The organism is Paenibacillus sp. MAEPY2 (assembly GCF_000499205.1).
Lineage (GTDB): Bacteria > Bacillota > Bacilli > Paenibacillales > Paenibacillaceae > Paenibacillus > Paenibacillus vandeheii.
This window is the reverse complement of record NZ_AWUK01000008.1, coordinates 37,877-59,470: the sequence shown is the minus strand read 5'-3', so window position 1 is coordinate 59,470 and position 21,594 is coordinate 37,877. Positions and strand designations below refer to the sequence as shown.

22 protein-coding genes and 1 riboswitch are annotated in these 21,594 nt (G+C 49.2%); of the genes, 4 read left to right on the top strand and 18 right to left on the bottom strand.

The features are described 5' to 3' along the window. Nucleotides 1-34: 34 nt before the first annotated feature. The 7 genes from P364_RS0106680 to cobD form a co-directional block, all read right to left on the bottom strand. Complete coding sequence (locus P364_RS0106680; protein WP_024629370.1) at nucleotides 35-850, bottom strand: ABC transporter ATP-binding protein; 816 nt, start codon at nucleotides 848-850, stop codon at nucleotides 35-37. 2 nt (nucleotides 851-852) lie between these two features. Next, the gene (locus tag P364_RS0106675; RefSeq protein ID WP_024629369.1) at nucleotides 853-1,899 is read right to left on the bottom strand and encodes a FecCD family ABC transporter permease; all 1,047 of its coding nucleotides are present in this window, start codon (nucleotides 1,897-1,899) and stop codon (nucleotides 853-855) included. Next, nucleotides 1,896-2,891 carry an ABC transporter substrate-binding protein gene (locus P364_RS0106670; RefSeq protein WP_442952269.1) on the bottom strand — a complete coding sequence of 332 codons (996 nt, stop codon included), beginning with the start codon at nucleotides 2,889-2,891 and terminating at the stop codon, nucleotides 1,896-1,898. Before P364_RS0106670 ends, P364_RS0106675 begins: the two co-directional genes overlap by 4 nt. A gap of 442 nt (nucleotides 2,892-3,333) precedes the next feature. Continuing rightward, nucleotides 3,334-3,482: riboswitch (cobalamin riboswitch) on the bottom strand. A gap of 154 nt (nucleotides 3,483-3,636) precedes the next feature. Next, the gene (locus P364_RS0106665; RefSeq protein ID WP_024629367.1) at nucleotides 3,637-4,284 is read right to left on the bottom strand and encodes a histidine phosphatase family protein; all 648 of its coding nucleotides are present in this window, start codon (nucleotides 4,282-4,284) and stop codon (nucleotides 3,637-3,639) included. Further along, nucleotides 4,275-5,255 (bottom strand): adenosylcobinamide-phosphate synthase CbiB, encoded by a 981-nt coding sequence (gene cbiB, locus P364_RS0106660; protein ID WP_024629366.1) that lies wholly within the window; start codon nucleotides 5,253-5,255, stop codon nucleotides 4,275-4,277. The genes P364_RS0106665 and cbiB overlap by 10 nt, the downstream gene beginning before the upstream one ends. Before the next feature lie 44 nt (nucleotides 5,256-5,299). Further along, nucleotides 5,300-6,127 (bottom strand): adenosylcobinamide amidohydrolase, encoded by an 828-nt coding sequence (locus tag P364_RS0106655; protein WP_024629365.1) that lies wholly within the window; start codon nucleotides 6,125-6,127, stop codon nucleotides 5,300-5,302. Further along, nucleotides 6,108-7,256, bottom strand: a complete 1,149-nt coding sequence (gene cobD, locus P364_RS0106650) for a threonine-phosphate decarboxylase CobD (RefSeq protein ID WP_063870631.1) — start codon at nucleotides 7,254-7,256, stop codon at nucleotides 6,108-6,110. Before cobD ends, P364_RS0106655 begins: the two co-directional genes overlap by 20 nt. 212 nt (nucleotides 7,257-7,468) lie before the next feature. Between cobD and P364_RS0106645 the strand changes: the two genes are divergently transcribed. Together P364_RS0106645 and P364_RS0106640 are read left to right on the top strand one after the other, a co-directional pair. After that, a complete protein-coding gene (locus tag P364_RS0106645; RefSeq protein WP_024629363.1) occupies nucleotides 7,469-8,470 on the top strand; it encodes a lipoate--protein ligase in 1,002 nt (333 codons plus the stop codon). Nucleotides 8,471-8,712: 242 nt separating this feature from the next. Then, on the top strand, nucleotides 8,713-9,516 hold the full coding sequence (locus P364_RS0106640; protein WP_024629362.1) for a Cof-type HAD-IIB family hydrolase: 804 nt from the start codon (nucleotides 8,713-8,715) through the stop codon (nucleotides 9,514-9,516). A 173-nt stretch (nucleotides 9,517-9,689) separates the two neighbouring features. On the opposite strand, the gene P364_RS0106635 is transcribed toward P364_RS0106640, so the two are convergent. Beyond that, nucleotides 9,690-10,628, bottom strand: a complete 939-nt coding sequence (locus tag P364_RS0106635) for a DMT family transporter (RefSeq protein ID WP_024629361.1) — start codon at nucleotides 10,626-10,628, stop codon at nucleotides 9,690-9,692. A 120-nt stretch (nucleotides 10,629-10,748) separates the two neighbouring features. On the opposite strand from P364_RS0106635, the gene P364_RS0106630 reads away from it, so the two are divergent. Then, complete coding sequence (locus P364_RS0106630; RefSeq protein ID WP_024629360.1) at nucleotides 10,749-12,170, top strand: aminotransferase-like domain-containing protein; 1,422 nt, start codon at nucleotides 10,749-10,751, stop codon at nucleotides 12,168-12,170. 178 nt (nucleotides 12,171-12,348) lie between these two features. On the opposite strand, the gene clpP is transcribed toward P364_RS0106630, so the two are convergent. The 8 genes from clpP to cysT all read right to left on the bottom strand — a co-directional run bounded on the left by clpP (nucleotide 12,349) and on the right by cysT (nucleotide 19,381). After that, nucleotides 12,349-12,930, bottom strand: a complete 582-nt coding sequence (gene clpP, locus P364_RS0106625; protein ID WP_024629359.1) for an ATP-dependent Clp endopeptidase proteolytic subunit ClpP — start codon at nucleotides 12,928-12,930, stop codon at nucleotides 12,349-12,351. A gap of 18 nt (nucleotides 12,931-12,948) precedes the next feature. Then, a complete protein-coding gene (locus tag P364_RS0106620; RefSeq protein WP_024629358.1) occupies nucleotides 12,949-13,815 on the bottom strand; it encodes an RNA polymerase sigma factor in 867 nt (288 codons plus the stop codon). A gap of 132 nt (nucleotides 13,816-13,947) precedes the next feature. Next, the gene (locus P364_RS0106615) at nucleotides 13,948-14,727 is read right to left on the bottom strand and encodes an MBL fold metallo-hydrolase (RefSeq protein WP_024629357.1); all 780 of its coding nucleotides are present in this window, start codon (nucleotides 14,725-14,727) and stop codon (nucleotides 13,948-13,950) included. 197 nt (nucleotides 14,728-14,924) lie between these two features. After that, nucleotides 14,925-15,371 (bottom strand): hypothetical protein, encoded by a 447-nt coding sequence (locus P364_RS0106610; RefSeq protein ID WP_024629356.1) that lies wholly within the window; start codon nucleotides 15,369-15,371, stop codon nucleotides 14,925-14,927. A gap of 218 nt (nucleotides 15,372-15,589) precedes the next feature. Further along, nucleotides 15,590-16,651: a sulfate ABC transporter substrate-binding protein gene (locus P364_RS0106605; RefSeq protein WP_024629355.1), complete on the bottom strand. Its 1,062-nt coding sequence runs from the start codon at nucleotides 16,649-16,651 to the stop codon at nucleotides 15,590-15,592. Nucleotides 16,652-16,705: 54 nt separating this feature from the next. Continuing rightward, a complete protein-coding gene (locus P364_RS0106600) occupies nucleotides 16,706-17,770 on the bottom strand; it encodes a sulfate/molybdate ABC transporter ATP-binding protein (RefSeq protein ID WP_024629354.1) in 1,065 nt (354 codons plus the stop codon). A 1-nt stretch (nucleotide 17,771) separates the two neighbouring features. Beyond that, complete coding sequence (locus tag P364_RS0106595; protein WP_024629353.1) at nucleotides 17,772-18,569, bottom strand: sulfate ABC transporter permease subunit; 798 nt, start codon at nucleotides 18,567-18,569, stop codon at nucleotides 17,772-17,774. Then, nucleotides 18,566-19,381, bottom strand: a complete 816-nt coding sequence (cysT, locus tag P364_RS0106590; protein WP_024629352.1) for a sulfate ABC transporter permease subunit CysT — start codon at nucleotides 19,379-19,381, stop codon at nucleotides 18,566-18,568. Before cysT ends, P364_RS0106595 begins: the two co-directional genes overlap by 4 nt. A 348-nt stretch (nucleotides 19,382-19,729) precedes the next feature. On the opposite strand from cysT, the gene P364_RS0106585 reads away from it, so the two are divergent. Beyond that, the gene (locus P364_RS0106585) at nucleotides 19,730-20,131 is read left to right on the top strand and encodes a secondary thiamine-phosphate synthase enzyme YjbQ (protein WP_024629351.1); all 402 of its coding nucleotides are present in this window, start codon (nucleotides 19,730-19,732) and stop codon (nucleotides 20,129-20,131) included. 189 nt (nucleotides 20,132-20,320) lie between these two features. On the opposite strand, the gene P364_RS0106580 is transcribed toward P364_RS0106585, so the two are convergent. Both P364_RS0106580 and P364_RS0106575 read right to left on the bottom strand, forming a co-directional pair. Then, entirely contained in the window at nucleotides 20,321-20,923 is a 603-nt protein-coding gene (locus P364_RS0106580; protein WP_024629350.1) for a TetR/AcrR family transcriptional regulator, read from the bottom strand. Between the two features lie 5 nt (nucleotides 20,924-20,928). Then, nucleotides 20,929-21,561, bottom strand: a complete 633-nt coding sequence (locus P364_RS0106575) for a YigZ family protein (protein WP_024629349.1) — start codon at nucleotides 21,559-21,561, stop codon at nucleotides 20,929-20,931. Between the last annotated feature and the right edge of the window lie 33 nt (nucleotides 21,562-21,594).

Genomic DNA, 21,594 nt, shown 5'->3' with positions numbered 1-21,594 from the left:
CTTTATTAAAAATACGGGGTCATCCCCGCTTCGTTCACTTCTTCTCCCGCCTCAGCAACAGCTGTGGCAATCCATTGTCGGGATGACTCACCATCGCTGGACTCACCCGGAAGATCTCCCGAATGTTCTCTTCCGTCATCAACGAATGGGGTGTATCCTTCCCTACGCAAGTTCCGTCCCGCAGTGCCAGAATGTGGTCGCAAAATTGCGCGGCCAGGTTCAGATCATGCAGCACAGCCACAATCGTAATATGATTTTTTTGACGCCATGCCGATAATAACTCCATAAATTGCAATTGATATTTGATATCGAGAAAGGTGGTTGGTTCATCCAGCAACAGCAGCCGTGGTTCCTGAGCCATGACTTTGGCAAGCGCAACCCGCTGCCGCTGTCCTCCACTAAGCGCATCCAAAGGCCGTTCGGCCATGTCACTTAAACCCAACTCCTCCAGCACCCGATCGACTACTGCCGCTCCATCCGACGTTTCTTTTCCGAGCCAGTTCTGGTAAGGGTAACGTCCCATCTCGACAACATCCCTTACGGGATAGGAAATCGCTGGCAGGCCATCCTGCTGCAAGACCGCAATCATGCGCGACAATTCTTTACGGTTGTAGGAGGAGATATCCCGGCCATCAATCTGTATGCTGCCTGCGCTCGGATGTTCGGTTCCGGCAAGTAGCTGAAGGAGAGTCGATTTGCCGCTGCCGTTTGGGCCAACAACGCCCCACCACTCCCCCTCTTTGACTTGCCAATCCACCGCATGCAGAGCCTGATGGTTACCATACATTTTACCAGCTCCTGTGACCTTAATCATCGGTCGGTTCGCGGTAAGATCTGTTCTCACGAACATACTCATGGCATCATCCCTTTCCGCAGCTTTTTGTTCCGATGCAGCAAATAAGCGAAGAAGGGCGCTCCAACAAAGGCCGTCACTACCCCCAGTGGAATTTCGGTAGGCGCCAGCAATGTGCGTGCAATCGTATCTGCCCAGACCATGAAGATCGCTCCCCCAATCGCTGACAAAGGGACCAGCAATCGATAATCGGGTCCCACGATGAGCCGAAGAATATGCGGAATGACCAGTCCGACGAAGCCAATTACGCCCGATACGGAGACAGCACCTGCCGTAAGCAGCGTACCCACAGCAAGTACCGACAACTTCAATCCATCAACTCGAACCCCGATATGCGTGGCCTGACGTTCCCCCAGGGCAAGCACATTTAACGAACGCGCACGGCTCCAGAGGAAGATTAGTCCCAGCACAAAATACGGGAAAAGGATGGCCGTATACGACCACCCACGCAGTGACAGACTCCCCATCGTCCAGTATATAATTTCATTGATAGTCTGTTTCGACATCGTCGACAGGAAGGAGACGACTGCTCCCAGGAAACTTTGCATAACCACCCCAGCCAGAATCAGACTGTGTGTTGGTATTTTGCGTCCCTCACGAGCGAGGGCCAGCACAAACCACAATGTGATTACTCCCGTCAGAAATGCGACCAGTGGCAGGGTCCAGATTCCAATCAGTGCGTACTGCAATCCGAAGAAAATCAGAAAAGCCGCACCCACTGATGCACCGGACGATACGCCCAGCGTAAACGGATCAGCCAGAGGGTTCCGAAGAACCCCCTGGAATCCCGTTCCGGCAATCGCCAGTGATGCACCTACAAGTACGGCCAGCAGTACACGTGGAAATCTGACCTTCCATATAATCTGTTCTGCTGCTGTATTCCAGTCAGGAACAATCCAGTCGCCCAGCCAGGGAATGCGATGAAGCAAGATGCCCGCAATGTCCCCGACAGGCAGGGCAACCGAACCGATACCCGTGCTGATGAGCACGGTTAACACAAGCAGCACCATTCCGGCCGATCCGTACACTGCCAGCTTTTTACTCATTGGAATAAGTCAGGGTAGATCGCTTTGGCTACTTCTTTCAGACCTTGGGTTACTCGTGGTCCTGGACGGCTCAGCAGGTTCGCATCCAGGCCAATGACTGCATCGTTTTTCACAGCCGTGATTTGATCCCAGCCGCTGCGGGCTTTGATGATTTGATCCAATGTTTTGGAATTTTCATCAATGACGTCATCCGCATACAAAATGACATCCGGATTGGAAGCAATAACGTTCTCTTCATTAATCTCATACCAACCCTCTTTGTCGGAAGCAATGTTGGTACCTCCGGCCAGTGTGATCAATTCATCCATGAATTCACCTTTACCCACAGTCCAGCCTGGGGAGAATTCAACATATACTTTTTTCTTTTCTTCCGGTTTAACTGCCTTCACAGCTTCAGTGACATCAGCCACATCCTGTTTCATCTGGGTGATGATCTCCTGTGCCTTTTCCTGACGATCGGTGATTTTACCAAATGTTTCAATGTTAGTGATCACATCATCAACTGATTTGGGATTTGTTTTGAAAATGGTGATGCCCAGATCACGCAGTTTCTTCACAGCATCTTCACTCATGGAGATGCCTGTAAATACGATGTCTGCTTCAGCTGCAATGATTGACTCTTCGTTAGGCTTTGATATACCGCCCATTTTTGGTTTTGCTGTTGCCGCTTCCGGATAATCATCATAGTCGGATACTCCAACGATCTGCTCGTCCAATCCCAGGGCGAACAGGGATTCCGTTTCAGCCGGAGATACGGATACGATTTTGGCAGGTGCTTTGTCAAACGTAAACGATTCACCCGTAGCATCGGTTACCGTGAGTGGATATTGTGTTTTGAGATCTGTCTGCGCCTGTCCTTGGGATTGCTCCTGTGCAGGTTGCGAGGTTCCTGTACCCTCATTCGTTGTTGTTGTTCCACATCCGGCCAAAGCCAGTGCCAGCATCGCTGCGCTCAGCAGTGACGCCATGCCTTTCCATGTCTTGAAATTCATTGTGTTCATTCTCCCCTTCTCTATCCATTCTAGTGAGTAGTGCTCCTGTCCCAATTCCGCTTGAATTTGTGTTCCTATATAAGTTGATCCAATAAAACTTTACACTAGGCCACTACGATTGCAGTACCATCTTCCGATCGCTGTTATCCCCAGATTTTTTTGATCCCCTTTTTGAAAAGGGAAAAATCCGGTGATAAGCGTATGCTTCCGATGCAGCTTTCTTTCAGAAAGCTTTTAGGCGAACGCATACGCTTCTTCAGATTGGTTCTGCACTCTTCGTTCTCGTGTAAATATTCGGTTCATCTTATATGAAAAAATAAAATCCCCAATCCTTGGTCAGGATCAGGGATGACGTCTCGCATGTGGCGATCAGCACATGCCAGCTTAACGCTGTACATGCACAGAGAACTGCCCGAAACGCTGTCCTTTCCTCGAAGGAACACCGGTTTATACGTCCAGGGCAGGTAACCTGACTTACAGGAATTCATCCTGATTTACAGTGGCGGGACCGTGCCGGATTTACACCGGCTTCCCTATTTCACCCGTTTGCCGTTCATAGTCTGATAAGAAACCATGAAACTTTGCTGCATGCACGCGGGACCCTTGGTCGCTAATATTGTTTAACCATTCAAGTGAGCATCCTGCATCATTGGTAGAGCTTGTTGAGCCTCCATCCGATGACGCATTTGCTTAGTTACACTTCTGTTGTGATTATAGGTTATATTGTACATCCTTACAACCTGATTTACGGAAAAGTCAATCTGGTTCCCACCCAGCTGTCCCCATCGCCATCCAGCCGAATCTTTATCGCTTGTCCTGGTATCACCTGCGTATCCCAGAATCCTTGATGCGGAATGAGGCGTGACACCATATAACGAATAACACCGCCATGCGTAATCACCGCTATCTTTGGCACGTTTGTATTGCGAGAATGCTGTATTCGTGAAGAGGACAACAAACTCTCTTCCAGAAATGAATCAATTCGCGCAGCAAATGCCTTCCATGGCTCGCCCTTCGGGGGCGTCACCTCTTGTGGGGCATCGATCCAGTTCCGGTACTGTGGATTGTCCTTGAGCTGATCATAGGTCAATCCCTCCCACTGACCAAAGTCGATCTCCCTTAGACGGGCATCAAGCTTGGCCTGTCCCGCTTGGGACGGTGCAATGTGAGTGAGTGTCTGCTGACAACGCAGCAAATCACTGCAATACAGGGCGTCCCATGTGACATGGCTGATCTCTTCGCGCAGCAGAGCCAGCTCCTGCTCTGCTTCTGGCAGCAGACCGATGTCGGTATGCCCGAGATATCTTTTTTCCAAATTCCACGCTGTTGTACCATGACGTATCAATACAATCTCTCGGCTTTGTATTCCACTTTGTCCAGCTTCTATATCCATAGCAGTGCACCTCCAGCAGCCCATATCCCTAGAGTGACCAGCCAACATAATAAAACAAAAGAACCTGCTGACCAAAACATAAGTCTTGTTGTTCGTACAATATCTTCTGCTTCCATCCGACGTAACGGCTCGCCCATATAAGCGCGAAATGAAGCCACTCCGTGGTACACGTTATGACCGCCAAGTCTTATGCCCAGCGCTCCGGCCACCGCTGACTCGGGAAAACCGCTGTTGGGGCTTGGGTGCAGCCGTGCATCCCGAGATACCATGCGCGCTGCCCCTCTGGCATCCAGCTTCATGAACCAGGCTCCTATAATCAACAGCAAGGCGGTAAGCCGTGCGGGAATCCAGTTGGCCCAATCATCCAGACGGGCAGATGCCCAGCCGAGATGAAGATATTTTTCATTTTTATAACCTACCATGGAATCCAGCGTATTCACGGCCCGATAAGCCATGGCAAGCGGTGCACCGCCAATCAGGGCGTAAAACAGTGGAGAAACGATGGCATCCACAATATTCTCGGCAACTGTCTCCACCGTTCCCCGCACAACCTCCGGTTCTTCCAGATGAGCCGTATCACGCCCTACAATCATGCCCAGTGAACGTCTCGCCGCAGGCCAATCCTGTTGACTCAGATGGCGGTAGACTTCCATGCCTGCATCCTTCAAACCTTTGGAAGCAATGGTGGTTGCGATCAACACCACTTCAGCCACAACCGCAATGGCAGGATGAATGAGGCCCAGAACATATACCAATCCCCAAGTCACTGCAAAAGCTCCCCCTGCAATCAAAATGGGAAATAAAATCCCTGCCCTTCTGAGGGCCCGGTTCGAGTTCACACGCAACCTTATCGCCCGCTCCAGTGCAGAGATGGCCTTGCCCATGCCAATCACCGGATGAGGAATCCAGCGCGGATCTCCGATGCAGCGATCCAGTATGTATGCCCCTATAATAATCCAGGCTCCGGCCATTCCCGTCCAGATCGGCCAGGAAGCCCATTGATTCAGCAGAGATGTCATTGCTTGTTATTCCTCTCTTTCCACTCCTGCGCGGCTTGCAAACTTTCAGTTATCGTATCATACACCAGCCTGCCGATCGCAGCACCCATGACCGTAGCCGTTCCGGCGTACCTGACGAGCGGTTTATTTTCTTCAGTCTGACTTACCGCGAGCACAATAGCATCCGTTGTTGTTCCAGTTGCGGTCAGCCCATTTTCCGAATCCATCACACCGAAATCAGCTAACGCAGCGGCCTTTGCTTCTACCGCAGTCTGAATGGCATTCACCATCGCTCCGGCGGTCATACGCCCGTTCATCCACAACATGATATTGATCGTACCGGGGGTGTAGCTTGAAGCTGACACCTTCCCATGTTTCTGAGACGCACTCTCATTGTCGATCTCATTCCCCGCAGCATCAAACACAGTTCTTGCAGAACCTGCACGCGCAGCATTGGATACCCCTGCTGTCGTACAGCAGAGTAATCCGAACTCATCGCTTTCGTATTCCTGGATAGCCGTGTGCTCCAATTGAACTGCAGTCAGAAGTCCGGCGCATTGATCCTGTTGCTCTTGCCATTCACTCAATAGATCGGCAATATCACGCGGTGGATCGTCACACCGATAATGTCTGTCCACGTAGATGTTGAATATACGGTCCAGTTCAATCATGCCGCCCCCATACACGGCACTGGAAAGTGCTGTTACAACAGAGGGACTAGAAGCTTTAATATGTCGTTCATGTACAGAGATGTTTAGTCCCTGCCACACAGAAGATCTATATTCGTTATAGTCTGTTTGTACATCAATGCATTGCTTATAAGCGTTATAGAATGGCAGTGCCATCGTTCTGCCCCCCTGCCTCTAGTCCGGTTGTCGTCTCAAGCTCCATTATATTTTCCATTGTCTCCAGCAAACACCCGTTAGCCATCGCGTCCTTGACTGCAAAGCGGACATGCCGCTCACCAAGTCCCGGATACATGGCACAGCTCCGGATCAGTATACCTCGTTCACCGAGAGCAGCCTGCATGGATGTCGCTGTCCACGGCTCTGGCAGAGCTGCCAATATAAAGTTCGCTTCCCCTCTCGTCACCTTACATCCCAAAGCCTCCAGCCCTGTCGTTAATCTCTCCCGCTCGCAGGACACCAGTGCCACGGTCTCCTGTTCAAAATTCTCCCCACTGCGCAGACAGGCTTCTCCTGCGATCAGCGCCAACCCATTCACACTCCAGGTGACCTGTTTCTCTGTCATGGCACGAATCAATTCAGGACGACCCAGCGCATAGCCCAATCGTAAGCCTGGAATGGCGTAAAACTTGGTCATCGAGCGAATGATGATCACTTGGGGATGCTCTTTCAAGCTGGGCGCAAGCGATTGCCGCTGTGACTCAGGAATAAAGTCCATAAATGCCTCATCTACCACCAATATGGTGCCTGTGATCTCAGCTTTACGCGCAAGTCGATGTAGAGTCTCAACCGGATACTGCACTCCATTGGGATTGTTCGGCTGTCCAAGGAAAAGCAAGTCCACCCGTTCCATCAGCTTTTCGATATCTTCCGGTTCTGCTCTCCAGTCCAGTTCTTCCCGTCCTTGAACATGAAGGACCTCTGCTCCAAATTGTCTGGATAACGCACTGTACTCCGAAAAACCGGGCTCTACCGTGCCTACTCTACGTGGCACGAGTCCAAGCAGAATTAGAGCCATGCTTTCCGCCGCCCCGTTGCCCACGGATATGTAATCCGGGGTTAAACCCAGTCGGTCACTGAGCAGCATTTTGAACGCCCGATGACCCGGATCGGGGTAACGAAGTACCGTCTGCCATCCATGCTCCAGAGCCTCCAGCACTTCCCGAGGTGGACCCAGTGGATTAATGTTCGCGCTAAAATCGAGGAAATCCGCAGCATTCCCTCCAAAACGTGCAGCGGCTGTCTCCACATCACCGCCATGTCCGAAAACTTCAATTAAACCGGTCATTCTATCCGTCATCCTTTCTGCATGTCCTTTTTATTATGGATGTCGTGACAGTCAGGGGTCAATCCTGTTTTGCCTGTTCAAGCCCGTTCGAGCTGTAATTCCTTTGTGTCCTATCGACAATTCGTTTACAATAGAGAAGGAATTTCGATTCCGTAAAGCATCACTACATAAGGGATATTCTATCCCTCACATACATTAATGGAGGAATGACCATGCTGTTTGTTGATAACCAGGGCATTACAGATCCTTCTGTAAACCTCGCCATTGAGGAATACATCCTGAAGCATCTGCCGATGGATGACAGCTACTTGCTGTTTTACATCAATCGCCCGTCCATTATTATCGGAAAACATCAGAATACCATTGAAGAGATCAACATTGAGTATGTTCAGGATAACGGTGTTCAAGTCGTACGTCGTCTTTCGGGAGGCGGGGCTGTTTATCATGATCTGGGCAACCTCAATTTCAGCTTTATTACCAAGGATGACGGACAATCCTTCCACAACTTCCGCAAATTCACCCAGCCTGTGGTGGAAGCCCTGCAAGAACTCGGTGTCAATGCCGAACTGACGGGACGGAACGATCTGCAAGTCGGAGAAAAGAAAATTTCGGGCAACGCCCAATTCTCCACGCGTGGTCGCATGTTCAGTCACGGCACATTGATGTTTAACCTGAACCTCGACCACGTCCAGGCTTCACTCAACGTGAATCCCGAGAAGTTCAAGTCCAAGAGCACCAAGTCCGTGCGCAGCCGGGTTGCCAACATTCGTGATCTGATTGACAGCAATCTGACTATTGAACAATTCCGGGACGAGCTGCTGCGTCACATTTTCCGCATGGAGCCACAGGACGTTCCTCAATATGAACTCACGGAGAAAGATTGGGACAAGATCAAGGAAATCTCCGCCGAGCGTTATAGCAACTGGGATTGGAACTATGGCTTGTCACCGGAGAGCAATGTGAAGCATACACGAAAATTCCCTGTCGGCATCATTGACCTGCGCATGAATATCAAAGATGGACGCATTGAAGATGTCAAAATCTTTGGTGATTTCTTCGGCGTAGGCGATGTGGCGGATATCGAAGATATGCTGCGTGGCAAGCGTTACGAGGAATCCGAGGTGCGTACTGCACTCGAGGGTCTGGATGTTAAACATTACTTCGGCAACCTGGAGCTGGAGGACTTTATTGGCCTCATTTTCCTGGAAGAATAAAATTTAGATGTGAGTATAATTTTAGAACGAATTCTATAATTACACGTTAACGGAGAAGGCAGAATCAATCTGAAGAAGCGAAGCGTTCGCCTTTATCCCCGGATTTCCCCTCTGGGGAATGTATTCAATGAAATCCGGGGATAACAGCGATCGAAAGATGAATCTGCAGTCGGAGTGGTCTCGTGTAATATTTATCCATTCGTTCGTTTTTATAGATACAGATAAAAAGGAGAGAAACACAGATGACCTACAAATTAATCGCAATTGACATTGATGATACCCTGATCAACGATAACAAGGAAGTAACGCCCGCAACACAGACCGCCCTGGAACAAGCGGTTGCTCATGGTGTGGTTGTAACTTTGGCTACTGGACGTGCCTATGCTTCTGCACAAGCACTCGCTCGTCAGACAGGACTGAACGTGCCAATCATTACGTATCAGGGCGCTTTGGTGAAGAACTTGCTGGACGAAAAAGTACTCTATGAGCGCTACGTTCCACAGGACGCTTCCCGCAAATTGTACGACTACTGCCTGGAGCATAATCTGCACCTGCAAACGTACATTGACGATAAATTATATGCCCGTGAAGAAAACGACAAGCTGCGTGATTACGCCAAGCTGAACGGTACGCAGTACCATATCGAACCGGATTTCATCAAAGTGATCGAGCAAAAAACACCGAAACTGCTCATCATTGATGAGCCGGACTACCTGGACGAAGTTGCAGTTGACTTGCGCAAACTGCTCGGACCTGAAGTGCACATCACCAAATCCAAGCCATACTTCCTTGAAATCATGCATCATGAGGGAACCAAAGGCCATGCACTTACGTTCCTGGCAGATCATTTTGGCCGCGAACTGAGCGAATGCATCGCCATCGGCGATTCCTGGAATGACCATGAAATGTTGGAAGTTGCAGGTCTGGGTGTAGCGATGGGCAATGCGATCCCTGCTCTGAAAGAGCTGGCAGACTACATCACCGCGAGCAATAACGAAGACGGCGTGAAGCAGGTTATTGAGAAATTTGTGCTGAACGCGGAGTAAATGCTTCAGAGACAGAACAGCCCGGAGACCACAGTAGATTGTGGATTCCGGGCTGTTCTTCTATTCAGTCGTTCAAAGATACGAGCACAATTCCCGCAAACAATAACACAACACCGAGTCCCTGTCTGTTCAATGTGATGTCTCGCCTCATTCCTGCGTAAAATAGATATTTCCTATTTTACCATGGATTTGGAAGTCTGACCCAATAGAGTTTTGCGTTTTCCTTTCTGCAACCAGCCCATCACTTTCTCATTCATCGCCAGCAAACCCGAAACGATCAGCGCAACACCGATCCACGTAATCCAGCTAACATGTTCATTGTAGAGAACCGCCCCAAGACCAACCGCAATGGGTGGGGAGATGTATAACCAGGTTGCTGGAAACAGCGGGTTGGTACGAGACATGATCCAGTAGAACAAGCTGTGACCAACCATCGAACCGACTACCGTCAGATAGATCAGAGATGATACCGCTGGCAACCAATCCAGTCCAGTTGTGCTCCATGATTCCGTCACTACGGAGAGCCCTGATAACAGCAGTCCTCCGTACATCATTTGCACCGCATTAATCGCTACAGGACTGGCCTCCTTAAACTGGTTAATGACCTTTTTGGAGTACAATGCACCCGCCGAGTAACAGACTTCACCCACCAATACGGCAATACACCCCCATAACCACAGGGAATTTGCACCGATGGATACACCCGGTAATACAACGAGAATAACCCCGGCAAAACCGATCAGACAGCCCGCAATCATGCGTGCGGACGTTTTTTGACGCAACAATGCTGTCTGCATTACCATAATCATCAGCGGACCTGTTGCTGATAGAATCGCTCCAACACCAGAGCTCACATATTGTTCAGCCCAATATAAAGTCGCAAAGGTTCCGAACGTCAGTCCGGCCCCTGTCAGAAGCATCTCTTTCCGCCACAGTAAAGACAGGTTCACTTTCCCTTTCATCCACATCCATGCAAACATTAGAGCACCTGCAATAATAAAGCGTAGTCCTGCCGACAGAAAAGGCGGCATGCCTGCCTCCACGCCAATTTTAATCGCCAGAAACGTTGTTCCAAAAATAAGACACATTACGGTAAATGCTAATCCAACCATGCTAGCCCCTCCTTCATCTGTTCTCCATCATATAGCACCGTCTACAGAACAGAATGAATAAAACAGAACAGTTAGCTCTCATTTGCTGTTACAATGGAGTTCAAAAGGAGTGTGAGCGGGGTGGGCAAAGCCATGTTGATGACAGATAACAGCCTGAAACTATATGAGCAAGTGGTACATTATCTTGTTGTACGGATCGAAGCCGGAGAGTGGAAAGAAAATGAGAAGCTGCCGTCCGTACGGAGCCTGTCTGAGCTGCTCGGCGTGCATCGCCTCACTGTTTTCAAGGCTTATCAGGAATTAAAGGAACGGGGAAACGTATACGTCAAGGATAAGTCCGGTTATTATGTTAGTCCTGCTGACCCTTCTCCCGTGACAGACCAGGCCGATGACCCGGCAGTTTCCGCTTGGCTGCATTGGGATTCACTTGCCCGCGTACAATCCCTTGAGGCGGAATTCCAATTTTCCAAATCATTGATTGATCCCGCCCTGCTACCAAACCGATATTGGGGCGAGCTGATGCGGGATTTACTGGATCTATATCCCCGTCTGCTTGGCACATACTCCACAATTCAGGGAGATCTGGAGCTGCGTATTGCCTTGGCAAGCCATCTGACGATGAGGGAGCGTTTCTATCTCTCAGCCGATGAAGTGCTGATTACTTCCGGTGCACAGCAGGCCATTGATGTCATCTCTCGAAGTCTCGTCAGACCCGGTGACCGTGTACTCATGGAGAGACCTACGTATGGGCCGGCGATGGAAATTTTTCGCAAACAGGGTGCAAAGTTGATTTTTACCGATATTCATCCTGACGGCTACGATCTGGAACAGATTGAACGCCTGATGAAGCAAGAAAAACCAAGAGTATTTTATATGACGCCGACCTTCCAGAATCCTACGGGCATCAATATTCCAACCGAGCAACGCAAACAATTGCCTGAACTGGCGGAACAGTACGGATGTTTCCTGGTGGAAGACGACAGCACTTATGATATCTATTTCAAAGAAAAGCCTCCCGCGCCGATCTTCACATACGATACAACGGGGCATACGCTCTATATTCGTAGCTATAGCAAATATGTTGTGCCGGGTCTGCGGATTGCCGCCATTATGTGCCGTCCCCGGTTCATGCCGGGATTACAGGCTGTAAAGGCACTGACGGATAACGGATCACCTCTGCTGAATCAGAAGCTGTTCCTCCGTTATTTCCAGTCGCCACGCATGCACCAGCACCTGTCAAAGCTGCGTACCGCCATTCAGCTACGAATGGAAGTCATGGAACAGTGCCTTCAACAAACCAATTGGACGTGGACTCGCCCCGAAGGTGGACTTAACATCTGGGCAGAGCTTCCGGAAGGCGTGGATACAGGGCGATTGCTTCACCGATGCATGGAGCATTCCGTTGCTTTTGTGCCGGGAACCGTGTTCGATCCTTCCGATGCGGACGCCAGTCGAAAATTGCGGCTCTCCTTCTCTTATGCTCACGAGCAGCAGATCCGGGAAGGCATGAGCAGACTTGTTGCGCTGGCTGAAAATACCTGATGGCACGTTGCTAAGGTCAGCACCAGCCTGTCGTCCAAAAGCTAAAAGATATACTCGCTATACCAGTAAAAAAATTAAACATAACAAACCCGAAAGGCACTAAATAACCTTTCGGGCTGTTGAGTTTACTCTGTCCTATTATGTTAATCTAACTGGTGTTTCTGTATCTGCAAGCTGCCTACGAACTGGATATAACCTTATCCACCAGTCCATACTCCACGGCTTCTGCCGCAGTCAGGAAGTAATCTCGATCGGTATCCTTTTCAATCCGCTCCATTGGCTGTCCTGTATGATCGGCAAGCAGCTTGTTAAGGCGCTGACGATGTTGGATAATCCGATTGGCGTGAATCAGCATATCCGATGCCTGCCCTCGCGTACCGCCAAGCGGCTGGTGAATCATGATTTCACTGTTTGGCAGCGCCAGTCGTTTCCCTTTTGTTCCACCAACCAGCAGGATCGTACCAAAGCTGGCCGCCATGCCTGTGCAGATCGTGGAAATGTCAGGCTTCACGAATTGCATCGTGTCATAGATGGAGAAACCGGCGGTGACGGAGCCACCTGGACTGTTAATATACATCTGGATATCCTTCTCCGGGTCCTCTGCGGTCAGAAACAATAATTGGGCCACGATCGCGTTGGCCATCTGATCCTCAATTTCCCCGGATACCATAATGATTCGATCTTTCAGCAAACGGGAATAAATATCATAGCTCCGCTCTCCGCGGGCTGTCTGTTCAACAACATAAGGTACCACGTTCATGCATTTTGCCTCCCCGGTTTATGCAACCATGCTGACCGTATATCCTCCCCCATACGACATGGAATTCGTATCGGAGCTTGAATAACTGTACATCACTGGTTGCATCGATTGAGACGGCAGAGTCTGCTGCAAAATCGTTCCCGCTACAGCCATCGGATCATCGGTCTGATTCAGGCATAGATCAATTAAACGGGCTGTATCACCGCTGCGGAATGCCAGTAAATAACTGCGCAGTTCCTCCCGATTTTGTTGATTCTCATCCGCTTGATTTGTCTGATCAGAATCGGCTTCGTTCAGGCTGTGTCTCACTTTAGCCAGTGCAGAACGGGCACGATTCAAGGCGGCTTTGACCGCTCCTTCCGTCGTGTCCAACAGTTCAGCAGTCTCTACCGTCGTGTATCCCATCAAATCACGTAACATATATATCGCTCGCTGCCACGGTGGCAGTTCATTCACAAGGATCTGAACAGCGGACTCCACTTCCTCGAATCGCTCTTCTTCCTCAAATTCTTGCATAAATGGCTTCATGCTTTCCAGTTTGCTCGCCAAGTTCTCACGCTTCCGTATGGCGTCAATCCAGGTGTTGCGTGCAACACGGATGAGATAGGCTTCCCAGTTCATGTCCTCTGTCATTCCCGTTCTTCGGGCAGCTGAAGAGGATAGTGCTTTAACACAGGTATCCTGAACCAGATCCTCCGTCTCCCAGACTGAACCAGTTAATGACATGCAGTAGGCGTACAATGAGCCCAGCAGGTTCGGCAGCGCAGCTTCAATCGTTTGCTCTAACGTATATCCGGTTTGGACACTGTAATGGCTATATGGTTCAATCGGTTTATCATCATGTGGTCTGTTGATTCTGCAATCCACGGACTTCACAAAGGCCATGTTTGGGGCCCCCCTTTGTTGGTTCCTGATTGATCTTGCTTCAATTCCCTTGCTGTAATTGCTTTACACTATGTAAACGAAGAACCTCCGGCAAAGGATACGCTCTTCTGAATTTATTTTTAGATGGCTATCCTATTCTCCCAGCTTCACCTGCAGACCGGTAAGTGCCAGCGTAATTCCCTGATCCAGATTATAATTCTGGCGTACATCCACGTCGTGAGACATATGTGTAAAATAAGTCTGATTCGGCTTCAACTCCTGCAACAGCTCCTGCGCCTCAACCATGTCATACACCGAACGTGTGGAGAATTCCGCAAGCTCATGAACAAAGCTCGTTCCGAGGACCAGCAGATCCAGCCCGTATAGCGGCTGCCTCTCCGCAGCCTTCAAATCAATGGCATCCGAGCAATACGCCCAGGTGTATCCTTCACGTTCCAACCGATACGCATACGAATAGCCATTATGACCGTGGCAAACTTTCCAAGAGTGCACCTTCCATCCACCAAGCTCGATATCATCATCCGTTTCCAGAAAATCCATATGGCGACCAAGCCATGGAAACTGACTCTGGATGGTCGCAATTACTTCCCGTGGTGCATACAACTGCCCTTTTACACCCAACCAGCGACAGGCATCGGCCCATTCCGGCAAGCCTCCAATATGATCGAAATGTGCATGAGTAATTAGCAGCGTCTGCACCATCCGCATCCCGAGGTTTTCCATCTGTGACCTCCAGTCCGGTCCGCAGTCAATCATGAAAGGTTCGTGCTCGCCATCTCCATGGATCAAAACAGCAGAGCGTCTGCGGCGGTTGATTCCCGTAAGCCGTGCTTCTGTGCAGACGTCACACTCACAATACACCCGCGGAACACCCATCGCATCCCCGGTTCCCAGAAATGTTAGCTGATTCATTATGAAAGTCCCCTCTCTATCCCGGAAGCAATGCATCCCAATTTATATTCCATCCGATTCATGATATGTAAATTGTAATCTCCCACCTCTGTTTTTGCAAAAAAAGACCCTCCCGCGCAGTTATTCACTGCAAACGGGACAGTCTCTGTTGTCTGACATTTAGCAGTCCAACTTCATATCCTTTGTTTCGCTATCAGCTAGATCAAAGCCCGCAGCTTCAACGTCAATTCCTGACCTTCAGGCACTTCCTTTGACTCGGTAATGACCCAATTCGATGCAAGGCGTTTGGCCAGTACATCTGCCTGTTCTGATTTTAATTTTAACCCGGTTACGATGCCTTCACCAACAGTGAAGTCTTGCTCCGGCTGTAATCCGAAAGACTTTTGCAAGTAGATCCCCAGACCACCACGAGTATTAAAGGTAATCCGGTAGCCGTCTTTAACCGCACCTTCCAGATTCTCGCCATGCTCGTCCGCATAGGAGAAGAAATCATCATATCTGTAGTGCTCCTCAGACACGGCATCAAACGCAGCCACATCTTTGGCCTGTATCGCTTCCAACAAAGCTGCATTTGACATGCCTTTGCTACGAGCCTGCTCCAGCAGAATGGCTGTATTTTGGGACAACTTAAACTCAGCACTCATCCAACTCACACCTTCCTGTCACTATATATCATTATTCCATGGATATTCCTAATTCATTATATCCTGTCCCGATAGCCGGATACAAAGTGGCCTGGCGAAACCTCCATCCACTCCGGTTCTTCATCCCGTCCCCGAGCGGATGGGTCGGTGCTCTCCCTGATAATATAAAAACCTCCACCTCACTGGATAGAGTGAAATGAAGGTCGGGATCGCAAACACTATAACCCTGCCAACACCTGGTACCATACGCCTCGTTTGGAATACAGTGTGCTGCGTACCTTATCCCATCCGCCGAGGTAGTTTATATCGAACAGACCTTCAGGCGTAGGGAACGAGGACTTCGTTTCTGCAAACACTTCAGGGTCTACCGAACGGAAACCATGCTTGGCAAAAATGCGCTGTGCTTCCGGCGTACGCAGATACGCTATAAAGGCCTGAGCCAATTCACGGTTGCCATGTTTATCCGCATATTTGTCTACGACAACCGCTGGATTTTCAATCAGGATCGTGTTTTTGGGAACCACGATGTCATAATTTACACCCTTCGCAATTCGGGCAAGCAATTCATTCTCATACGTAACGATAACATCTCCCACGCCATACTCAAATGCCGCCATTGAAGAACGACCGCTCTTATCCAATGACTCGACATTCTCATGCACCTTTTCCAAAAAGGCTTTAGCCACGGCAGGATCTTTCTTTCCTTGCTCCTCAGACAGCTTCAATCCTGCACCATAGATGGCATTAATATCCCACTGGGCTCCGCCTGACGTCTTCGGATTGGGATAGAGCACCTTAACACCCGGCTTGGTTAAATCTTCAAAATCGCGAATCCCCAGCGGGTTGCCTGCTCTTGTACCCAGAACGACGATCGAACGGGTGATCATGCCATCATTCGGTGCCTGTTTCCAATTGGAACTGACCAGATCGGCTTTGACCAGCTTGTCGATATCACTTTCCATTGCCAAAAGCGCTACATCAGCTTCGAATCCACCCACAATCGCTCTGGCTTGTGTGCCGGAGGCTTCATAGGATTCCTGGAAGTGAACAGTCTGTCCGGTCTTCGCCTTCCATACCGCTTGGAATTCGGGCAGCAACTCTCCAACGGCATCTTTGGCTACACTGTAAGCACCGATAACCAATGTGTTTGATTGGTCGCCTGTCGAGGTTCCGTTCTGTCCGCCCGCATCCTCCTGCTTACTACATCCAACGGTCATGCAGACGAGCAGAAGCATGAGGACAACATATATAGGTATGGCTTTCTTCTTCCTCGTCTGCATGGGCAGCACCTCTCTCCAAAATTCTAAACTTTACTGAATCAAATGATCTTCTGATTAGATGATGACTGGCATTGGATCTTCTTTCAACCGATTCTCAACAACCCAGCTATGGGTATCATTGAACAGATATGCACGATGTACGAGCACACGAATCTGTTGACCGACTTGCAAGGTTGTTTTCTCCAGAGAACGATACGTAATGAGTTTATGGCCCTCAACTTCCACTTCTACCATCCATTCACTTCCACGGAAATGAAGGTGTTTGACGGTACCCTTTTCAGTAGCGGACAGCATGCTAAACTCGTTTTTCAAACCAATCTCGATATACTCAGGCCGAATCAGTGCACGTGTGCGTTCCCCTTCCACCGCATGTTCAAAGCCCTTGAGCTGTGAAGCGTCCTCCACGACGGTAGATTCCCCGATAAATGTGGCAACGAAAGGTGTCTCCGGGTTTTTGTAAATATCCCATGGCGTACCCTTCTGTTCTAATCGTCCTTGGCTGATAATCATAATTTCGTCGGCAACTTCAATCGCTTCATCCTGGTCATGGGTTACAAAGATCGAAGTGATGCCCACCCGCTCAATCAGCTCTCTCAGCCATGAACGCAACTCCTGACGGATCTTGGCATCAATGGCGGCGAACGGTTCATCCAGCAGCAGCAGCTGTGGCTCCGGGGCCAATGCTCTGGCAAAAGCAACACGCTGCCGCTGTCCACCAGACAACTGATGCGGATAACGCTGTTCGAAACCTTTCAATCCCGTCAACTCCACAAGCTCCATGACCCGATCACGGATCTGAGCTTTGGGAGTCTTTTTGACCTTGAGTCCAAAGGCGATATTATCAAATACTGTCATATGTTTGAACAAGGCATAGTTCTGAAATACAAATCCGATCCCCCTCTCCTGCGGAGGCAGATGGTTTACGACCTTTCCGTGAAAACGAATCTCCCCGGAACCCGGGTTCTCAAGCCCCGCAAGCATGCGCAGAATGGACGTTTTCCCACCTCCGCTGGGGCCTAGCAAACCGATTAGATGGCCTTTGGCAATATCGAACGAGACATCTTTTACCGCATGAAAATCACCGAAATGTTTGTTCAGATCACGGACTTCGACATGCATCTCAATGCACTTCCTTTCGCTTCTTGGCCCATTCCATCATAAGCAGGAGCCCGACGGAAAAGGTAACCAGTACCAATGCCACACCATTTGCGGCAGCAACGTTAAAATTCTCAACATCCTGATATACCAGCGTTGTTGCCGTTTGTGTTTTGTTCATAATGTTACCCGATACAACCAGCACCGCACCGAATTCTCCAAGTGAGCGGGCAACCGTCAACACAAGACCGTATACAACCGCCCAACGTATGGAAGGCCAGGTAACACTCCAGAACGTTCTCCAGCCGTATGCACCAAGCGTTGATGCAGCCTCTTCCTGCTGAGATCCCAGCTCCTGCAAAACAGGCATCACCTCTCGGACCATCAGTGGAAAAGTGACAAACAACGTTGCTATGACCATGCCCGGGAAGGCATACACCACATTGAATCCTATCCCTTCAAAAAAAACGCCCATAATGCTGTTGGGTCCCAGCAGCAATACAATCATCAATCCGCCAATGACTGGGGATACGGCATAGGGCAGATCCACGATGCTGTTCAGCAGCCCTTTTACCCGGTCACTCAGCCATCCGGCGCGGACCAGATAGATAGCCATCATTACGCCAAACAATGTATTTAACAGCGTGACGACAAGTACAACAAGTCCTGTCATCATCAGGGCATGCAGCGCCTCAGGACGCAACAGCCCTTCCAGGAAACCTCCTGCCCCGTCTTCAAATGCACCAATAACAATTCGTCCAAGCGGGATGATCAGCAGTACAATGAACACCGCAAACGTCAGTCCGATTAATAGTCGCCTCATCGTCTTCTCCCCCGCATCTGCACCAGATTAATGAGCCAGAGGATCAGAAAGGAGAGTGTTAAGAGCAGTACGGATACCGCAGCGGCACCGGTTGGATTGTCACTTTCGATCTCGCCATATATGAATACGGAAGCCGTCAAAGTTCTTCCCGGGATATTGCCTGCCACCAGCACAACAGCGCCAAATTCGGCCAGTGCTCTGGAGAATGCAAGCATCCCCCCACTAATCATGCCCGGAGCCATGGACGGTAGAATGACCTGCCTGAACGTGCGCGCCTTCGATGCTCCCATCGTGTAGGATGCCTCTTCCTCCGAAGGATCGATCTCTTCAAGTAGAGGCTGCACCGCACGGATGACAAAAGGAAACGTAACAAAGGTCATCGCGATCACAATCGCAGGCTGGTGAAACACAATTTCAAACCCCATGGATTCCGCCAGTTTTCCGATGGCACTAACCGGACCCAGGAGCAGCATAATCATCAGTCCACCAACGGCGGTTGGCAATGCAAAAGGAAGATCTACCAGACTGTTAAGGAATGACCTCCCGAAAAAGCGATAACGTGTCAGCACCCAGGCTATCATGGTTCCCAGAATGACATTAATCACCGTTGCGATAACGGCCAGCCGGATCGTTAAGAGCACGGCTTTCCACGCAATAGGGTCCATGATGCTTTGGATAAAGTTGCTCCATCCTTCTGAGAAGGAATTGACGTACACACCGATGATTGGAAGTACAATGAGTACGATAAAATATAACAATACGGTACTACGGAATCCCCAAGTCCATCCCTTATGACGAAGAACGGTATTCATTGCTGCATTCCCTCCCAGCCTCCGGTTCTATGTCCGGTCGGCAGTCTTCCTGCTTCCATACAACCTTTTTCCTAAGTTGGATTTTATTACTTCAACATTATTCCCATTAGTCTACTTGGTTTTTTTGCTTATCTGATACTTTACCAGTTTGCAGTGCTAATCGTCAATGCTTTTATTGAATAAAATTGGGGCAGCCATGTGATGGAATTAATAAAAAATTTCCTGCCCGCTACGCAGCCAGAACAACCTTCCAATCGCTGTTATCCGCAAGCTTCCTGGTTTGTTTGTTATGTAATGGTTAAGGTACAATCTAGAGGACTAATTTGAAGCAAAAGGAGTGGGAGTAATATGTTATATACGAAGAATTTATCGACTTCCAGACGGGATGAGATGAAAGATATTACGCGGGAAGTGGAGCAGGTTGTCCGTGAAAGTGGTGTGCAAAATGGAACGGTATTGATTTACTGTCCACATACGACAGCAGGCATTGCAATTAATGAGAATGCTGACCCGGATGTCAAACATGACGTACTGCTTCGTCTGAACGAAGTGTACCCTTGGGAGCATCCCGAATATCGCCATGCTGAGGGGAATACGGCATCTCACTTGAAATCGATCACAACCGGACCATCACAAACGGTGATCATACATGAGGGCAGATTAGTGCTCGGCAGATGGCAGGGCATCTATTTTTGCGAATTTGACGGTCCCCGTCAACGGGAATATTTCCTTAAAATCATGGAAGGATAGTACATTTACACCCATGTCCAACTATTCTTCATCAAAATAATAAAACAAACAGGCGGTCCACCCTATTTCCGGGATGTAATCCGCCTGTCTTGGTCTTCTTCGCTTAGAAACTTTCGCGAGACAACGTTATAAAGAATTAATGTTATGACAATTCACCGCCCTGAAGTGTAGGAGTGCGACAAAAGCGCCTTATTGGACGCCAGGCTGGTGTTGGAGATTTCGACAGAGTACTTTGACATGAGATAACGCAGCCGATTCAATCTCTGAAAAGGTCAAACGATCCTGAATATAGTATGATATGAATCCGTGCATAGACAAAAACAGTGTACGTGGTACACATTGAATATCCTCTTCTGTGCAGCCCTCTTCATTCATGTATTGCCGAATAATAGAGGCAAACAATTCGAAGCATCTTCCTTGCTCCGTACGACAATACGATAGCAATTCCTCATCCCGAATCATGAACATGATCTCGTACTGATACGGATTCTCCAAACCAAAACGAATAAACTCCATCATGATATGTTCCACCTTGCTCACGCCGCCCACGACTGGCCTGACCATGGCTTGCAGCAGCAGATGCCCCAGATGATTGAAATCTTCAACCACAATGGCATAAAACAGCTCCGCCTTTTCTTTAAAATGATAATACAGCGACCCATGACTATAGCCCAGATGCTGGCCGATGCTTCGCATCGAAATGGCGCGGTATCCTTTGGTAATAAAAAGATGCCTCGCCGCCTCCAGTATCCGCTCCCTCGACAACTCCTGTTCGACTGCTCTTCTAGCCATATATTTTATTCCCCTTCAATAAAATAAAGCCGCTGTCCCTCCGTGATCCGGGATTGCCCTTGCGTCAAATCTGTGATCCAGGCTACAAATGCCTCGGCTTCACTATCCGGCGGAAGACAAGTCAACGTAACCTTATCGGTGAATCCAGTTTCACCTGTACGGACTTCCCGGCTCCTTAATTCATTTTCCACTTTGCCCAGCCATGTGTAATCCAGTTCAACAAAAACTTCACGATGAAGCACTTTGGTAACCGCTTCCCCCGCTTCAATGGCTGCAACTGCTCCATCCGTATAAGCGCGAATTAGCCCACCTGCTCCAAGCATGATTCCCCCAAAGTAACGTGTAACTACGATAGCCACATTTTTCAATTGCTGATTTTTGATCACTTCAAGAATGGGTTTCCCCGCGGTTCCGCTTGGTTCCCCATCATCGGATTGCTTCTGGATCTCATCCCGCTCACCAATCATGTAAGCCGAGCAGTTATGAGTGGCATTCCAATGTTTTTTCTTGATTTCATCAATAAACGCATTGGCTTCTTCTTCTGTCGTGACCGGCATAATATGACCGATAAATCGCGACTTCTTGATTACAATTTCCAGATTGCCCGGTCCTCGAACCGTGCGATAACGTTCAATCATCCCTATCCAACTTTCCAATTTGATCCATTTTAC

Bases quoted from the DNA above. Each gene is read 5' to 3' on its own strand.
- P364_RS0106680 (WP_024629370.1), bottom strand. From the start codon at position 850: ATGTTCGTGAGAACAGATCTTACCGCGAACCGACCGATGATTAAGGTC.
- P364_RS0106675 (WP_024629369.1), bottom strand. From the start codon at position 1,899: ATGAGTAAAAAGCTGGCAGTGTACGGATCGGCCGGAATGGTGCTGCTT.
- P364_RS0106670 (WP_442952269.1), bottom strand. From the start codon at position 2,891: ATGAATTTCAAGACATGGAAAGGCATGGCGTCACTGCTGAGCGCAGCG.
- P364_RS0106665 (WP_024629367.1), bottom strand. From the start codon at position 4,284: ATGGATATAGAAGCTGGACAAAGTGGAATACAAAGCCGAGAGATTGTA.
- cbiB (WP_024629366.1), bottom strand. From the start codon at position 5,255: ATGGCCGGAGCCTGGATTATTATAGGGGCATACATACTGGATCGCTGC.
- P364_RS0106655 (WP_024629365.1), bottom strand. From the start codon at position 6,127: ATGGCACTGCCATTCTATAACGCTTATAAGCAATGCATTGATGTACAA.
- cobD (WP_063870631.1), bottom strand. From the start codon at position 7,256: ATGACCGGTTTAATTGAAGTTTTCGGACATGGCGGTGATGTGGAGACA.
- P364_RS0106645 (WP_024629363.1), top strand. From the start codon at position 7,469: ATGCTGTTTGTTGATAACCAGGGCATTACAGATCCTTCTGTAAACCTC.
- P364_RS0106640 (WP_024629362.1), top strand. From the start codon at position 8,713: ATGACCTACAAATTAATCGCAATTGACATTGATGATACCCTGATCAAC.
- P364_RS0106635 (WP_024629361.1), bottom strand. From the start codon at position 10,628: ATGGTTGGATTAGCATTTACCGTAATGTGTCTTATTTTTGGAACAACG.
- clpP (WP_024629359.1), bottom strand. From the start codon at position 12,930: ATGAACGTGGTACCTTATGTTGTTGAACAGACAGCCCGCGGAGAGCGG.
- P364_RS0106620 (WP_024629358.1), bottom strand. From the start codon at position 13,815: ATGGCCTTTGTGAAGTCCGTGGATTGCAGAATCAACAGACCACATGAT.
- P364_RS0106615 (WP_024629357.1), bottom strand. From the start codon at position 14,727: ATGAATCAGCTAACATTTCTGGGAACCGGGGATGCGATGGGTGTTCCG.
- P364_RS0106610 (WP_024629356.1), bottom strand. From the start codon at position 15,371: ATGAGTGCTGAGTTTAAGTTGTCCCAAAATACAGCCATTCTGCTGGAG.
- P364_RS0106605 (WP_024629355.1), bottom strand. From the start codon at position 16,651: ATGCAGACGAGGAAGAAGAAAGCCATACCTATATATGTTGTCCTCATG.
- P364_RS0106600 (WP_024629354.1), bottom strand. From the start codon at position 17,770: ATGCATGTCGAAGTCCGTGATCTGAACAAACATTTCGGTGATTTTCAT.
- P364_RS0106595 (WP_024629353.1), bottom strand. From the start codon at position 18,569: ATGAGGCGACTATTAATCGGACTGACGTTTGCGGTGTTCATTGTACTG.
- cysT (WP_024629352.1), bottom strand. From the start codon at position 19,381: ATGAATACCGTTCTTCGTCATAAGGGATGGACTTGGGGATTCCGTAGT.
- P364_RS0106585 (WP_024629351.1), top strand. From the start codon at position 19,730: ATGTTATATACGAAGAATTTATCGACTTCCAGACGGGATGAGATGAAA.
- P364_RS0106580 (WP_024629350.1), bottom strand. From the start codon at position 20,923: ATGGCTAGAAGAGCAGTCGAACAGGAGTTGTCGAGGGAGCGGATACTG.
- P364_RS0106575 (WP_024629349.1), bottom strand. From the start codon at position 21,561: ATGATTGAACGTTATCGCACGGTTCGAGGACCGGGCAATCTGGAAATT.